The sequence below is a fragment of the Phyllobacterium sp. 01N428 genome (assembly GCF_056399405.1).
The window spans coordinates 118115-133603 of sequence record NZ_JBFTRH010000001.1 but is presented as its reverse complement, the minus strand read 5'-3'; the positions used below and the strand labels follow the sequence as shown (position 1 = coordinate 133603).

Below are 15489 nucleotides of genomic sequence, written 5' to 3'. Positions count from 1 at the left end.
ATGAAGAAGAACTATCGATTGGGGCGGGCGCCGCCCCGATCAATCCCCGGGGCCCGATTGGCCTCAACCCAGAGCGTTTCCGGCTCAGAAGGCCCGGCGAGCTCGCACAAAGGGAGACGGAGTCGGTACTCCGGTCACACATATGGCACGTCAAGAACAGGCCAACGACATCTTCGCACTTACCTCGTTCCTCTATGGCGGCAATGCGCACTATATCGAGGAACTGCATGCCCAGTACGAAAAGGACCCGGCATCGGTCGGATCTGAGTGGCAGGAATTTTTCGCCAATCTCAACGATGCCAAGGACGACGTCATCAAGAACGCCAAGGGCGCGTCCTGGGAAAAGCCGAATTGGCCTATCGCCAGCAATGGCGAACTCGTCTCGGCGCTCGACGGCAATTGGGGCGAAGTTGAAAAGCATATCACCGACAAGCTCAAGGCGAAGGCCGCCAACGGCGCCCCAACCAATGGCGCTGCTGCCCCCGTTCTGACCGCCTCGGACAGCGATATCATCCACGCCGCGCGTGATTCCGTGCGCGCCATCATGATGATCCGCGCCTACCGCATGCGCGGCCATCTCCATGCCAAGCTCGATCCGCTCGGCCTCGCCGAGGTCAAGGAAGATTACAACGAGCTTTCGCCGGAGAGCTACGGCTTCTCGCCTGCCGACTACGACCGCAAGATCTTCATCGACAATGTGCTGGGTCTGGAATACGCGACGATCCCGCAGATGCTCGATATCCTCAAGCGCACCTATTGCTCGACGATCGGCGTCGAATTCATGCATATTTCTGATCCTGTCGAGAAGGCATGGATTCAGGAACGCATCGAGGGCCCGGACAAGGGCGTTGCCTTCACCAATGAAGGCAAGAAGGCCATCCTTTCCAAGCTCGTCGAGGCGGAAGGTTTCGAACAGTTCATCGACGTCAAGTACAAGGGCACGAAGCGCTTCGGTCTCGACGGCGGCGAAGCGCTCATTCCGGCGCTCGAGCAGATCGTCAAGCGCGGCGGCTCGATGGGTCTCAAGGAGATCGTCCTCGGCATGGCCCACCGCGGCCGCCTCAACGTGCTCAGCCAGTTCATGGGCAAGCCGCACCGCGCCATCTTCCACGAGTTCAAGGGCGGCTCCTATACACCGGACGACGTCGAAGGTTCGGGCGATGTGAAGTACCACCTCGGCGCTTCCTCCGACCGTGAGTTCGACGGGAACAAGGTGCACCTGTCGTTGACGGCGAATCCGTCGCATCTCGAGATCGTCAATCCGGTCGTCATGGGCAAGGCGCGCGCCAAGCAGGATATCCTTGCCGGACGCGAGCGCGACGAGGTTGTCCCCCTCTCCGAACGCTCCAAGGTGATGCCGCTGCTGCTCCACGGCGATGCGGCCTTCGCTGGCCAGGGCGTCGTTGCGGAATGCCTCGGCCTTTCCGGTCTGCGCGGACACCGCGTTGCCGGTACCGTGCATTTCATCATCAACAACCAGATCGGCTTTACCACCAATCCGCGTTTTTCGCGTTCGTCGCCCTATCCGTCGGACGTTGCTAAGATGATCGAAGCACCGATCTTCCACGTCAACGGCGATGATCCGGAGGCGGTCGTCTACGTTGCCAAGATCGCCACTGAATATCGCATGACCTTCCATAAGCCGGTGGTGATCGACATGTTTTGCTACCGTCGTTTCGGCCACAATGAAGGTGACGAACCGGCGTTCACGCAGCCGATCATGTACAAGAAGATCCGCAGCCAGAAAACGACTGTGCAGCTCTATGCGGCAAAGCTCATCGAGGAAGGCCTGATCACTGAGGCCGACCTGGAGAAGATTCGTGCTACGTGGCGCGAAACGTTGGAGCAGGAGTTCGAATCCGGCCAGGCCTACAAGCCCAACAAGGCAGATTGGCTCGACGGCGCCTGGAGCGGCCTGCGGACGGCGGACAACGCCGATGAACAACGGCGCGGTAAGACCAGCATTCCGGTCAAGACGCTGAAGGAAATCGGCAAGAAGCTTGCCGAAGTTCCGGCCGGGCTCAATGTCCACCGCACGATCCAGCGCTTCCAGGACAACCGCGCCAAGATGATCGAAACCGGCGAAGGTTTCGACTGGGCGACGGCTGAAGCTTTGGCATTCGGCTCGCTCGTCACGGAAGGGCACCCGGTCCGCCTCTCCGGCCAGGACGTCGAGCGCGGCACGTTCAGCCAGCGTCATTCGGTGCTTTACGATCAGGATACCGAGCAACGCTATATTCCGCTCAATAATCTGCAGAAGGGCCAGGCTCTTTACGAAGTCATCAACTCAATGCTTTCCGAAGAGGCGGTCCTTGGTTTCGAGTACGGCTACTCGCTGTCGGATCCACGCGCGCTGACCTTGTGGGAAGCGCAGTTCGGTGACTTTGCCAACGGCGCGCAGGTCGTCTTCGACCAGTTCATATCATCGGGCGAACGCAAGTGGCTGCGCATGTCCGGCCTCGTCTGCCTGCTGCCGCACGGCTATGAAGGCCAGGGTCCCGAGCATTCGTCGGCCCGTCTTGAGCGCTATCTGCAGCTTTGCGCGGAAGACAATATGCAGGTTGCGAACTGTACGACGCCGGCTAACTATTTCCATATCCTGCGCCGCCAGATGAAGCGTGACTTCCGCAAGCCGCTGATCCTGATGACGCCGAAGTCGCTGCTCCGCCATAAGCGGGCGGTCTCTTCGATCGGCGATTTCACCGGCGAATCCTCGTTCCATCGTCTGCTTTGGGATGATGCGCAGCTTCTCAAGGATCAGCCGATCAAGTTGCAGAAGGACTCGAAGATCCGCCGCGTCGTTCTGTGCTCGGGCAAGGTCTACTACGACCTTTACGAAGAGCGCGAGAAGCGTGGTATCGACGATGTCTACCTGCTTCGCGTTGAACAGCTTTACCCGTTCCCGGCCAAGGCGCTCATCACCGAGCTTTCCCGCTTCCGCAACGCCGAAATGGTGTGGTGCCAGGAAGAACCGAAGAACATGGGTGCCTGGGCATTCATCGATCCCTATCTCGAATGGGTCCTTGCACATATCGACGCCAAGCACCAGCGCGTGCGCTACACCGGCCGTCCCGCCGCCGCATCGACGGCAACGGGCCTCATGTCCAAACACCTTGCACAGCTCGAAGCATTCCTTGAAGATGCTTTGGGTTCCTAAGTAACTGACGATCAACGGAAGAGCGAACACATGGCTACCGAAATCCGCGTCCCTACGCTGGGCGAATCCGTTACCGAAGCAACCATTGGCAAATGGTTCAAGAAAGTCGGCGACGCGATTGCCGTTGACGAACCTTTGGTGGAACTTGAGACCGACAAGGTGACGATCGAAGTGCCGGCATCCGCTGCCGGTGCGCTGGCCGAAATCGCCGCCAAGGAAGGTGATACGGTCGAAGTCGGCGCGCTGCTCGGCACGATTGGCGCTGCCGATGGCGCAACTGCCGCCCCTGCTGCCAAGAAGGAAGAGCCGAAGCCCGCGGCTGTCGCCCAGGCGTCGGGTGCCGGTGCTGCCGCCTCCACCGCAGAGGCCGCAGCCAAGACCGCCGAAGTTGCCGGGGAGCCGCCGATTGCCGAACGCCGTCCCAGCGAAATGCCGGCATCTCCGGCCGCCTCGAAGCTGCTCGCTGAAAAAGGCGTTTCGGTTTCGCAGGTCGAAGGCTCGGGCAAACGCGGCCAGGTGCTGAAAGGTGATGTGCTCGATATCGTCGCCAAGGGTGTCCCGGCGCAGCAGCCGGCATCCGAAGCGCCAAAGGCCGTTGCGCGCCCCGCTTCGCCGGCCGACGATGCCTCGCGCGAAGAGCGGGTGAAGATGACCCGCCTGCGCCAGACCATCGCCAAGCGCCTCAAGGATGCGCAGAATAGCGCTGCCATGCTGACCACCTATAACGAGGTGGACATGTCGGCGGTGATGGAACTTCGCAACCGCTATAAGGAGCTGTTCGAGAAGAAGCATGGCGTGAAGCTTGGCTTCATGGGCTTCTTCACCAAGGCGGTGACCCATGCGCTGAAGGAGATCCCGGCGGTCAACGCCGAAATCGACGGCAACGACATCATCTACAAGAACTTCGCCCATGTCGGGGTCGCCGTCGGCACGGACAAGGGCCTCGTCGTTCCAGTTGTACGCAACGCCGACCAGATGTCGATCGCCGAGATCGAAAAAGAAATCGGCCGCCTCGGCAAGGCCGCCCGCGATGGCGCGCTGTCGATGGCCGACATGCAGGGCGGCACCTTCACGATTTCGAACGGTGGCGTCTATGGTTCGCTGATGTCCTCGCCGATCCTCAATGCCCCGCAGTCCGGCATTCTCGGCATGCATAAAATCCAGGAGCGTCCGGTCGTCGTCGGCGGCCAGATCGTTATCCGTCCGATGATGTATCTCGCCTTGAGCTACGATCATCGCATCGTCGATGGCAAGGAGGCGGTCACGTTCCTTGTCCGTGTCAAGGATACGCTCGAGGATCCGGAGCGTCTCGTACTCGACCTTTAGTGCCAATATTCAACCAAGCAGGATCGTCACCGGGCGGTCCTGCGGCCGGAGAATGAGCATGTCGCACTATATTTACGAACTCAATCACGCGACTGGATTGGTGTTCATTGGGCTGGGCATCAAGCTCGCAACGCAGCAGGCGAGCCAGAACTGATGGAGTCACTGAAACGTCTCCGCCATCTGCATCTCGCCGCTGTTCTTGCAGCGAGCCTGCCGCTGCTCGCAACGCCGGCCTTTGCCGCATGCACGCAGGATCGTGCCGTCTATACCGACAAGGACGACGACTATACGCTGACCTTCAAGCGCGTTCCCGATGATGCGGAGGATGCCTCCAACGAGTTTTCGCTCCAGTTGAACGAAACCGACCTTCGGCTTGATGGCGTCGTTGCCTGGACCGAAGAAGTTGCCCGGCCGAATGGGACGATCTCCTATAAATGTCCGCCTGCGAAGGCCGGTGAGGAGCTTGATGCCTGCACCGTTTGGCAGGGCGTCATCTATGCGCTGACCGAGGGGGCCGACGCGGACCTCCTGCCCAAGGCCAAGGAACCTGCGGCGCAGGCTTTGCTGCTGCCGGACCTTACCAGCGCCATGACCCGCTACAATTTCAAGCTCGACAAGCCTGTCGAAGCTTTTCCCTGGGAAGTCTTTCGTTTCAAAGAATGCGTGCCCGAGCAGTAATCGCGCCGGGCGGATCGCGCACATCGTCACAAGAGAAGGATTGAGTTATGGCATATGATGTCGTCGTCATCGGAACGGGTCCGGGTGGCTATGTCTGCGCGATCAAGGCTGCGCAGCTTGGCCTGAAGACCGCGGTGGTCGAGAAGCGCGCCACCTTTGGCGGCACCTGCCTGAATATCGGCTGCATCCCTTCAAAGGCTCTGCTGCATGCATCCGAGGTGTTCCACGAGGCTGGACATTCCCATGCCACGCTCGGCGTCGATGTCGGCACGCTGAAGCTGAACTTGCCGGCCATGCTGGCGCACAAGGATGCGACGGTGGAGGCCAACGTCAACGGCGTCGCGTTCCTGTTCAAGAAGAACAAGATCGATGCCTTCATTGGTACGGGCAAGATCGTCGGCGCCGGCAAAGTTTCGGTGACCGCTGACGACGGCACGGTCCAGGAGATCGAGACGAAGAACATTGTGATAGCCACCGGCTCGGACGTCGCGGGCATTCCCGGTGTAAATGTCGATTTCGACGAAAAAGTCATTGTTTCCTCGACGGGTGCACTCGAGCTTCAGAAAGTCCCCGAAAGCCTGATCGTTGTCGGGGGCGGCGTCATCGGCCTCGAACTTGGATCGGTTTGGAGCCGTCTCGGATCGAAGGTGACTGTCGTCGAATATCTGGACAAGATTCTCGGACCCATGGACGGCGAGGTGTCCAAGCAGTTCCAGCGCATGCTTGAAAAGCAGGGCATTGAGTTCAGGATGGGCGCCAAGGTCACCGGAGTCGAGAAAGCCGGCAAGGGCGCGAAAGTGACCTTCGAACCGGTAAAGGGCGGCGACCCCCAGACGTTGGAGGCCGATGCGGTACTCGTTTCTACTGGCCGCCGGCCCTATACCGACGCGCTCGGTCTGGAAGAGGCTGGGATTGCCACCGAGCGCGGGCGCGTCGCGATCAACGATCATTGGCAGACCAACGTTGCGGGCATCTACGCGATCGGCGATGTCGTCGCCGGACCGATGCTGGCGCACAAGGCCGAGGACGAAGGTATTGCCGTTGCGGAAATCCTCGCAGGGCAGGCCGGCCATGTGAATTATGACGCAATCCCGAGCGTCGTCTATACCCAACCCGAAGTCGCGTCGGTGGGCAAGACCGAGGAAGAATTGAAGGCGGCCGGCATCGACTACAAGGTGGGCAAGTTCCCGTTCACCGCCAACGGACGCGCCCGTGCCATGCTCCATACCGACGGTTTCGTCAAGATTCTGGCTGACAAGGCCAGCGACAAGGTTCTCGGCGTGCACATCCTCGGTTATGGCGCCGGAGAGATGATCCACGAAGCGACCGTGCTCATGGAATTCGGCGGTTCTTCGGAAGATTTGGCACGGACCACTCATGCCCACCCGACCATGTCCGAGGCTGTTCGCGAAGCCGCGCTTGCGACCTTCGCCAAAGCTATTCACATGTGACGGTGCGTTCCAAGGTTACAGAAAAGGCCCGGATATCCGGGCCTTTTTGCATTCATCGTGATACTCAAACTTACTGGGCAGGTGCCGGAGCAGCCGGTGCCGGCGTGGTCGTCGGGGCCGGAGCAGTTTCGGCAGGTGCCGGTGCTGGCGTTGCCGGAGCCATCGCGTTCGGTTCAGGCTTTGCCGGTTCCGGAGCTGTCGTTGTAGCGGGCGCAGTCGGTGCCGGTGCGGTCATCTCGTTGCTACCGCTGTTCAGATAGAAATAGCCGCCAACGATCAGTGCAGCGATTAGAATACCAGCGATAAGAAAACCGCCTGAGCTCGACTTAGCAGTCGCTCTCGGGTTCAAAGGTTCGGTTTCAATCGGCCGTTGCTGCAGGTTCGGATCATAGGTCATTTCGTGTCCTCCATGACGTTTCAGGGCGTCCAATGGAAGGAAAACGGCTGCTTTTCAAATAAGTTCCAAAAAGCGACCCACCTTATGCTGCAATGCACACATGCTCGAGCGATCGCGGTTACTCCGCGCTCACCTGATAGCCCTTGTTTCGCAGCAACGAAACGAGCCCATCCTTGCCCGGAAGGTGGAGGGCGCCCACGGCGATAAAGGCATTACCCTGATCTATTATCGGAGAAGCCCGATCAGCCATGACCCGGTTGCGGGCATTGACCATCGTTTCCTCAAAGGCGGCGTAGCTGCTGCCGCTTTCGATGCCATCGGGCGAGACGGAGCGCATCAGGGGGAAGATCATGCCGATTTCGCCCTTCGTGTATAGGACGGTCATCGTCTCGAAGATGTCGTTCAGTCTTGGGCCGAGAGCGAGCGTTTCCATGAGGCCATCGATATGGAACTGCATCGGCAGCGACGCCATGGCGCCAAGCTGGTCCTTTATCGTCTCGAGCCCCGCAACCTTTTTGCCTGCCGCCTGCGCATCCCGCGCCAGCTTGATGTCGAGAAAGGCGGTTCCGTCCTTGGTGCGGGCGAGCTCGCAAGCCGGCATGGCGAGCATGCTGGTCAGCATCCAGGGCTGCATGCGGTTGACCGCGGCGAGTGTCAGACCGCGTTGCTGAAGCGCCGCCTTGACGGCATCAACCTTGTCTTTCGGTATGAGCTTGTCCAGCGTGGTTGCATCCGTGAACATCATCAGTTCAGGAGTCTCGGCGAGAACTTTAAATTGCGCCTTGGGATCGAGGACTTCATCGGTTTCGATGACGACCGTATCGGCGCCCTGATAGGCAGCCTGCGTTGCGTCCGATAGTTTGAGCACGCGCGGATCGGTAAGATGCATGGTTCCGAAAAGATAGGACGGCCTGATGCCGGGCTTTTCAATCTTCCACAGGAGCCCCGTGCCGTTCTCAGTTGCAGCGGCCTGCTTTTGCAGTGTTTCAAGCTTGGCGGGCTCGGATTTCGCCATTACAGCGATAATATCGTCGCCTCCACAGCTTAAATCGTCCGCATGGGCGCGCGCTGCGCCAAGGGCAACGACGAAGAACGATGCGAGCAAGAGCCAGCTCAGTGCCACCAGCAACTGGAGCAGGCGATCTGCTATACGGTCGAATATGACGGAGATATCCAGATTATCCATGCCGGACTTTTACCAATGGGCCTGCCGAGAAAGTGTTAATCTCTACCTGCAAATTGTCTCGAATATGAATTGCCCCGACATTTCAAGCGCGCGGATGCGCCTTTTCGTAGATTTCCAGGAGTCGCTCGCTGTCGACACCGGTATAGACCTGGGTCGTCGAAAGGCTGGCGTGGCCGAGGAGTTCCTGAATGGTGCGCAGATCGCCGCCGCGCCCGAGAAGATGCGTTGCAAAGGAGTGGCGAAGTGCGTGCGGGGTCGCCGTATCGGGCAGCCCAAGCGCACTGCGCATTTTCTGCATGTCGCGCTGAATGATCGCGGGATGCAGCTCACCCCCGCGCGCACCCCGGAACAGCGGCGTTCCTTCCGCTAGGTCATAGGGGCAGAGCTTGCGATACTCGGCGACAGAGCGATGCACGATGGGAAGCAACGGCACCATGCGGGTCTTGCCGCCCTTGCCGGTGATAGGAATGGAACGCGCATCGGGATCGGTGAGCGCCCCGCCGTCAAGGCCGAGCGCTTCCGAGATGCGCAGGCCGCATCCATAAAGCAGCGTCAGTACTGCGGCGTTGCGCGCCGCAATCCAGGGTTCTTCGTTGAGCTGTTCGCCTTTTTCCACAACCCGCCGTGCATCGATCATGGTCAGCGGCTTTGGCAGGGATTTTGGCTGGCGGGGCGAACGGATGGCGATGGATGCGGCGGCATTGGCCATGCCCTGCTTTTCCAGAAAGCGCAGAAACGAGCGTATGCCGGCAAGCCCGCGCCCGAGCGTGCGGGCGCCTGCGCCATCGTTGCGCCGCCTTGCAAGGAAGGAGCGGAGGTCGACAATCCGCAACGTCGCAACATCCTTCAGCGCCGGCGGCTCGCCGAGATGTCCCGTCAGGAACTGGAAGAACTGGCGCGTATCGCGCTCATAGGCATCGAGCGTATTGGCGGCGAGCCGGCGTGTGTTCTTCAATGATTTCAGCCAGTTCTCGCGGGCGTCCACGAGATCCGGCCGGGCGGAGACAAGAAACTCGGCCGGCTTCGGTACTGCGCCCATTGCATCGCTCCTTTTAACCATCGCCGCGACAGTGCCACAGGAGTCCTTTCCGGTTCGTTTCTGGTTTTGCTTGGCGTTTCGCCGTAGAAAGGTTAATCCAAAAACTCGAAACTTCAGTACGGAACATCATGGCAAAGTTGAAAGATCCGGTGCAACTGGCAGTGATCGGCGCTGCACACGGCACACGAGGCGAACTCAGGGTGAAAACATTCACCGGCGATCCCATGGCGCTTGGCGATTACGGCATGCTTTACGACGAAACCGGCCGGCCCTTCGAAGTTCTCGATATCCGTCCGGCGAAAACCGTTGTCGTCGTGCGCTTTCGCGGCGTGAACGACCGCAACATGGCGGAAGCGCTTAACGGCACGACGCTGTTCATCGACCGTTCGCAATTGCCGCAGGACCTTGATGAAGATGAGTATTACCATTCCGATCTGATTGGACTTGATGCTGTAGACGCCGACGGCAACACGTTCGGCAAGGTGTCCGCCATGTTCGATTTCGGCGGCGGCGATCTCCTCGAACTGACCATGCAGGGCAAGCGCCCGATGCTTATTCCGTTCACGCAGGCAGCCGTGCCGAGCGTGGACGTGAAGGCGGGGCATGTCGTCATCGATCCCGTGGCCGCCGGTCTTATCCCCGACGCCGACGAGGCCGAAGAGCGGCGGCGGCAACTCGGGGGAGAATCCGGGGGAAACACCAAGCCATGAGCAGGGAGGGGTTCCGCGCCACGGTCCTGACGCTTTATCCCGAAATGTTTCCGGGCCCGCTCGGCATCTCGCTTGCCGGCAAAGCGCTGAACGAAGGAGCATGGTCGCTCGAAACGGTGCAAATTCGCGACTTTGCCACCGACAAGCACCGGATGGTCGACGATACGCCGGCGGGCGGCGGCGCAGGCATGGTCATGAAGCCTGATGTCCTCGGGCGCGCGGTCGATCACGTGGCCGATGGCCGGCCGAAACTTTTCATGAGCCCGCGCGGCAAGCCGCTCACGCAAGAGCGTGTGCGCCAGCTTGCCGACGGCCCGGGTGCCATTATCCTGTGCGGGCGCTTCGAGGGCGTGGACGAGAGACTGATCGAAGCGCGGCAGTTCGAGGAGGTCTCGATTGGCGACTACATTCTTTCTGGCGGCGAAACCGCTGCGATCGTCGTTCTCGATGCCATCGTAAGGCTTCTGCCCGGGGTGATGGGCAATGCGCTGTCAGGTGAGACTGAAAGTTTCGAGACGGGATTGCTTGAGCATCCGCATTATACCAAGCCTCAGGAATGGGAGGGGATTCGTATCCCCGATGTTCTCCTTTCCGGCAACCATGGGGCGATCGAGAAGTGGCGGCGTGCCGAAGCCGAGCGTTTGACGCGAGAGCGGCGGCAAGACCTCTGGGATGCCCATGGCAAACGGACGAAGCGATAGCTGGGCAAAAAGATTGACGCACGGAGGTGACAAACCGGCTTTAATGGTGTATCTGCCCGCCAACTCCGGAAAAATCCGGGTCCATTAATCAATGAATGGTGAATTCGCTCCTGCCTCCCTTGAGGCATAGAAACGCGGCCAAATGTGCTGCGTGCCAAGTGCCGAGCGCTCTGACTGTTCGAGAAGAACGTAAAGGATGAAGACGATGGATATTATTCGTCAGCTCGACGCAGAGCAGAAGGCAAAGATCGAAGCCAAGCGCACCCTTCCGGATTTCAAGCCGGGCGACACGGTCCGCGTCAACGTACGCGTTACCGAAGGTACGCGTACCCGCGTCCAGGCCTATGAAGGCGTATGCATCGCCCGCAGCGGCGCTGGCCTCAACGAGAACTTTACGGTTCGCAAGATTTCCTACGGCGAAGGCGTCGAACGCGTTTTCCCGATCTATTCCCCGTTGGTCGAGGGCGTCGAGCTCGTTCGCCGCGGCAAGGTTCGCCGCGCCAAGCTCTACTACCTGCGTGGCCTGACTGGTAAGGCTGCCCGCATTGCCGAGAAGAAGGACAACCGCAAGGGCAAGACCGCGGTTCCGGCTACCGGCACTGCCGAGACCGTTTCGGAAGCTACTGTCGCCAAGGCACCGGCGGCCGAATAAGCGCAGGCTCCATGGATTTGAACAAGGCGGTCTTCGGGCCGCCTTTTTCATTTTCGGAGTAATTTTGTCCCCGTTCACAACTGACGGTAGTATTGCGACCCTTGCGGGATTGACGGCTCATCGCCAAGGTGAAATCTGTTTCGCTTCAGACGAATGAGGGGCTGAGATAATGTTGCGATCCGTTTTGATAGCTGGGCTTATGCTCGCCGCGCTGCCGTTTTCCGCTTTTGCAGCAGACCTGCCTGACCTTGGCGGCAAGAAGGTTGCCGTCGTTACCGAGAACGCCTACCCGCCTCTGCAGTTCGTTGATCCCAAGACCGGCAAGCCGATTGGTTGGGAATATGACGCCATGAACGAGATCGCCAAGCGGCTCAACTTCCAGGTCGAATATCTCAATACGAGTTGGGACGCGATGATCCAGGCGGTGTCCGACAACCAGTATCAGATCGGCATGGATGGCATCACAATCAATGACGAGCGCAAGCAGAAGATCGACTTCTCAGAACCCTATATGCGATCCGAGCAATTCATGCTCGTGCGCAGCGACGAGAAACGCTTCACCGATCCGAAGAGCTTTGCTGAGGTCAAGGACACGCTGGTCGGATCGCAGCCGGGAACGACCAACTTCTACGTCGCTGTCTATAATGTGCTTGACGGCAATGAGCAGAATCCGCGCATCAAGCTCTTCGAGACATTCGGCGCGACAATCGAAGCGTTGAAGACGGGTGACGTCGACCTCGTCCTGACCGACAGCACTGCGGGCAAAGGCTACGTCGATGCGTCCGGCGGCAAGCTGAAGCTGATCGGCGGGCCACTTGGTGCCGAGGATTTCGGCTTCATATTTCCCAAGGGGTCGGACCTGAAAGCGCCCGTCGATGCGGCAATTGCGGCGCTCAAGGCCGACGGCACATTCGAAGCGCTCAACCAGAAATGGTTCCTCGACTACAAGCTCGGGCAGTGACAAGCGCCAGACCTTCACGCGCAGTCAAGCCGGACTTCCCATGGTGGCTGGTTGTTGCCGGAACGATTGCCATCGCGCTCGGCATCGCCATTCTCGTCAGCCCGATTTACGGGCAAGTCTTCGCGACCGTGTCGCAAGGCATCTGGATCACGGTCTGGGTGTCGCTTCTCGCATTTTGCCTCGCTTCCGTGCTCGGTCTGGCACTCGCGGTCATGAGCCTGTCGGACCATATCGCAATAAGGCAAGCTGCGCGCTTTTACGTCGAGGTCGTGCGCGGCGTGCCGCTTCTTGTGCTGCTGTTCTATATAGCTTTTGTCGGGGCTCCGGCGCTGGTTGCGCTGTGGAACTTTCTTTCTCAACCGCTGCAAAATGCTGGCCTGATCGAACCCGCCCTGGTGCGGGATTTTTCCTTGCTTTGGCGCGCGATCATTGCGTTGATGCTCGCCTATGCAGCGTTTCTTGCCGAGATATTCCGGGCAGGCATCCAGGCGGTCGACAAGGGACAGATAGAGGCAGCCAAGGCGCTCGGTCTCACACGGTTGCAGCGTTTCCGGCTGATCGTCATGCCACAGGCCATCCGTACGATCCTGCCACCTTACGGCAATGATTTTATCTCGATGGTGAAGGATTCGTCGCTGGTCTCGGTGCTGGGCGTGGTCGACGTTACGCAGATGGGAAAAGTCTATGCCTCCGGTTCATTCCGCTTTTTTGAAACCTATTCAGTCGTTGCCTATATCTATCTTCTCCTGACTATCAGCCTGTCCCTTGCATTGCGATGGATCGAACGAAGACTGGGGCGGTCCGACCGTCGCTAAACCTGCGCGAAGAGCGGCGCATTGTCGCCGGAATATTACTTTTCTCGCTTGTTTCTTGACGTAACTGGACCTCAAGTGCATATGTCCACGAAATAATTGAAAAGCACAAAACCGTGCCGAGGATAGAACTATGACTGCGCCACGCACACTTTATGACAAGATTTGGGATGACCATCTGGTCGATCAGCAGGAAGACGGCACATGCCTCCTCTATATTGATCGCCATCTTGTCCATGAAGTGACAAGCCCGCAGGCTTTCGAAGGTCTTCGCCTGACCGGGCGCAAGGTGCGCCATCCGGAAAAGACGCTTGCCGTGGTCGACCACAATGTTCCGACCTCGCCCGACCGGGTGAAGGGCATCAAGAACGAAGAAAGCCGCATCCAGGTTGAGGCGCTTGCCAAGAACGCTGCGGATTTCGGCGTCGAATATTATTCGGAGAAGGATATTCGCCAGGGCATCGTCCACATCATCGGGCCCGAGCAGGGCTTTACCCTGCCCGGCATGACGATCGTTTGCGGCGATAGCCACACCTCCACCCATGGCGCCTTCGGGGCGCTCGCCCATGGCATCGGCACGTCCGAGGTCGAGCACGTGCTCGCCACGCAGACGCTGATCCAGTCAAAGGCCAAGAACATGTTGGTGCGCGTCGACGGCAAGCTGCCGCAAGGGGTCACCGCCAAGGACATCATCCTCGCCATCATCGGCGAGATCGGCACGGCCGGTGGCACCGGTTACGTTATCGAATATGCTGGCGAGGCGATCCGCGACCTGTCCATGGAAGGCCGCATGACGATCTGCAACATGTCGATCGAAGGCGGAGCCCGCGCCGGACTCATAGCGCCAGATGAAACCACTTTCGCCTATGTCAAGGACAAGCCGCGCGCGCCGAAGGGCCAGGCCTGGGACATGGCGATCGACTATTGGAAGACGCTCCACACCGACGAGGGTGCGCATTTCGACAAGGTTGTCGTGCTCAATGCAGCGGAACTTCCGCCCATCGTTTCCTGGGGTTCGTCGCCGGAAGACGTCGTCTCCGTCACAGGCACCGTGCCCAATCCGGACGACATCGCCGACGAGACGAAGCGCAGTTCGAAGTGGCGCGCGCTCGACTATATGGGCCTGAAGCCCGGAACGCCGATCACCGACATCAAGCTCGACCGCGTCTTCATCGGGTCATGCACTAATGGCCGCATCGAAGATCTGCGCGCTGTCGCCAAGGTCGTTGAAGGCCGCAAGGTCAGCGAGCACGTCGATGCCATGATCGTTCCGGGCTCGGGCATCGTCAAGCAGCAGGCGGAAGCCGAGGGCCTCGACAAGATCTTCAAGGAAGCCGGGTTCGATTGGCGTGAGCCGGGTTGCTCCATGTGCCTTGCCATGAATGACGACCGCCTGAAGCCGGGCGAACGTTGCGCTTCCACGTCGAACCGCAATTTCGAGGGCCGGCAGGGCTTCAAGGGCCGCACGCACCTTGTTTCTCCGGCAATGGCCGCAGCGGCGGCGATCGCCGGTCACTTCATCGACATCCGCGATTGGAAATAATCGCTGTTGACCTCCCCTCCGGGGAGGGTGCTACTGTTTGTCGGCAGCGCCTTTCGGCTTTGAAGCTCAGCCCCGCCCGCGATAGGGCTGAACGCCCTGGTCAGGCAGCCAAAGCCCCTCGGGAGCCGGCCCCGATTGCCAGAACACATCGATCGGAATCCCGCCGCGCGGATACCAGTAGCCGCCGATGCGCAGCCATTGTGGCTTGATGGCGTCGACGATGCGCTTGCCGATGCCCACCGTGCAATCTTCGTGGAACGCGCCGTGGTTGCGGAAGCTGAACAGGAAGAGCTTGAGCGACTTCGATTCCAGCAAGAACTCACCCGGCGCATAATCGATCATCAGATGGCCGAAGTCGGGCTGGCCGGTAACCGGGCAGAGCGACGTGAACTCCGGGCAGGTGAAGCGCGCAAGAAACAGCGTTCCGGCCTGTGGGTTGGGGACGGCATCAAGCACGGCTTCATCCGGATGCTGCGGAATCCTGACGTCCTTGCCGAGCATTGTTGCCTCATCTGCATAGTGGCTCATGCTGCTGCCTTTTTTGTCTCGAACTCGGCATTGTAATCGCCCTCACCGCGACTGTCGCGGTACCTGCCGAGTGCTGCGGGGGATTTGACCACGCAGAGGTCGGTGATCGGTTCACGCTTCGGATCCAGGAAACTGTGGCCTTGCAGCCGCTGGTTCGCGTGGCCGTCGGGAAAGGAATGGGGCAAACGGTGCGCCGCTTCAAAGTGAAGTCGATGAGAATTCGCATGTTGTCCTCGGTCAGCTCTGGCGCAATACAGGCGCCCGCCAAGGCTTGTCTCTAGGGCAAGCCGATCAATTTATGTGTCTGCGTGCTCAGCCGCCAAAGCGGATAGGCGAGGCAATAGGCCG

Annotated in this window: 15 protein-coding genes; 10 read left to right on the top strand and 5 right to left on the bottom strand. The window is 59.6% G+C overall.

Features of this window, described 5'->3' with window-relative positions:
* Nucleotides 1–142 precede the first annotated feature (142 nt).
* From AC1DNI_RS00665 to lpdA, 4 genes are all read left to right on the top strand, one after another.
* A complete protein-coding gene (locus tag AC1DNI_RS00665) occupies nt 143–3157 on the top strand; it encodes a 2-oxoglutarate dehydrogenase E1 component (protein ID WP_477690460.1) in 3015 nt (1004 codons plus the stop codon).
* Between the two features lie 30 nt (nt 3158–3187).
* Nucleotides 3188–4483 (top strand): 2-oxoglutarate dehydrogenase complex dihydrolipoyllysine-residue succinyltransferase, encoded by a 1296-nt coding sequence (gene odhB, locus AC1DNI_RS00660; RefSeq protein ID WP_477690459.1) that lies wholly within the window; start codon nt 3188–3190, stop codon nt 4481–4483.
* 153 nt (nt 4484–4636) lie between these two features.
* A complete protein-coding gene (locus tag AC1DNI_RS00655; RefSeq protein WP_477690458.1) occupies nt 4637–5161 on the top strand; it encodes a hypothetical protein in 525 nt (174 codons plus the stop codon).
* A gap of 47 nt (nt 5162–5208) precedes the next feature.
* Nucleotides 5209–6612, top strand: coding sequence for a dihydrolipoyl dehydrogenase (lpdA, locus tag AC1DNI_RS00650; protein WP_477690457.1), 1404 nt, complete (start codon nt 5209–5211; stop codon nt 6610–6612).
* A gap of 70 nt (nt 6613–6682) precedes the next feature.
* On the opposite strand, the gene AC1DNI_RS00645 is transcribed toward lpdA, so the two are convergent.
* The 3 genes from AC1DNI_RS00645 to AC1DNI_RS00635 form a co-directional block, all read right to left on the bottom strand.
* On the bottom strand, nt 6683–7009 hold the full coding sequence (locus AC1DNI_RS00645) for a hypothetical protein (RefSeq protein ID WP_175585032.1): 327 nt from the start codon (nt 7007–7009) through the stop codon (nt 6683–6685).
* A gap of 118 nt (nt 7010–7127) precedes the next feature.
* Nucleotides 7128–8195, bottom strand: a complete 1068-nt coding sequence (locus tag AC1DNI_RS00640; protein WP_477690456.1) for a TraB/GumN family protein — start codon at nt 8193–8195, stop codon at nt 7128–7130.
* A gap of 82 nt (nt 8196–8277) precedes the next feature.
* Nucleotides 8278–9234: a tyrosine recombinase XerC gene (locus tag AC1DNI_RS00635; protein ID WP_477690455.1), complete on the bottom strand. Its 957-nt coding sequence runs from the start codon at nt 9232–9234 to the stop codon at nt 8278–8280.
* 128 nt (nt 9235–9362) lie between these two features.
* Here AC1DNI_RS00635 and rimM point away from each other — a divergent pair, with 128 nt between their 5' ends.
* The 6 genes from rimM (at nt 9363) to leuC (ending at nt 14613) form a co-directional block, all read left to right on the top strand.
* Nucleotides 9363–9944, top strand: coding sequence for a ribosome maturation factor RimM (rimM, locus tag AC1DNI_RS00630; protein WP_477690454.1), 582 nt, complete (start codon nt 9363–9365; stop codon nt 9942–9944).
* Nucleotides 9941–10645, top strand: coding sequence for a tRNA (guanosine(37)-N1)-methyltransferase TrmD (gene trmD / locus AC1DNI_RS00625; RefSeq protein ID WP_477690453.1), 705 nt, complete (start codon nt 9941–9943; stop codon nt 10643–10645). Before rimM ends, trmD begins: the two co-directional genes overlap by 4 nt.
* A 205-nt stretch (nt 10646–10850) precedes the next feature.
* Nucleotides 10851–11297 carry a 50S ribosomal protein L19 gene (rplS, locus tag AC1DNI_RS00620; protein WP_027230999.1) on the top strand — a complete coding sequence of 149 codons (447 nt, stop codon included), beginning with the start codon at nt 10851–10853 and terminating at the stop codon, nt 11295–11297.
* Between the two features lie 169 nt (nt 11298–11466).
* Entirely contained in the window at nt 11467–12258 is a 792-nt protein-coding gene (locus tag AC1DNI_RS00615; protein ID WP_477690452.1) for a transporter substrate-binding domain-containing protein, read from the top strand.
* The gene (locus AC1DNI_RS00610) at nt 12255–13073 is read left to right on the top strand and encodes an amino acid ABC transporter permease (protein ID WP_477690451.1); all 819 of its coding nucleotides are present in this window, start codon (nt 12255–12257) and stop codon (nt 13071–13073) included. Before AC1DNI_RS00615 ends, AC1DNI_RS00610 begins: the two co-directional genes overlap by 4 nt.
* Nucleotides 13074–13203: 130 nt before the next feature.
* Nucleotides 13204–14613 (top strand): 3-isopropylmalate dehydratase large subunit, encoded by a 1410-nt coding sequence (gene leuC / locus AC1DNI_RS00605; protein ID WP_477690450.1) that lies wholly within the window; start codon nt 13204–13206, stop codon nt 14611–14613.
* 66 nt (nt 14614–14679) lie between these two features.
* Here leuC and queF read toward each other — a convergent pair whose 3' ends face one another.
* Nucleotides 14680–15114: a preQ(1) synthase gene (gene queF / locus AC1DNI_RS00600; RefSeq protein WP_477691446.1), complete on the bottom strand. Its 435-nt coding sequence runs from the start codon at nt 15112–15114 to the stop codon at nt 14680–14682.
* 23 nt (nt 15115–15137) lie between these two features.
* A complete protein-coding gene (locus AC1DNI_RS00595; RefSeq protein WP_477690449.1) occupies nt 15138–15326 on the bottom strand; it encodes a hypothetical protein in 189 nt (62 codons plus the stop codon).
* Between the last annotated feature and the right edge of the window lie 163 nt (nt 15327–15489).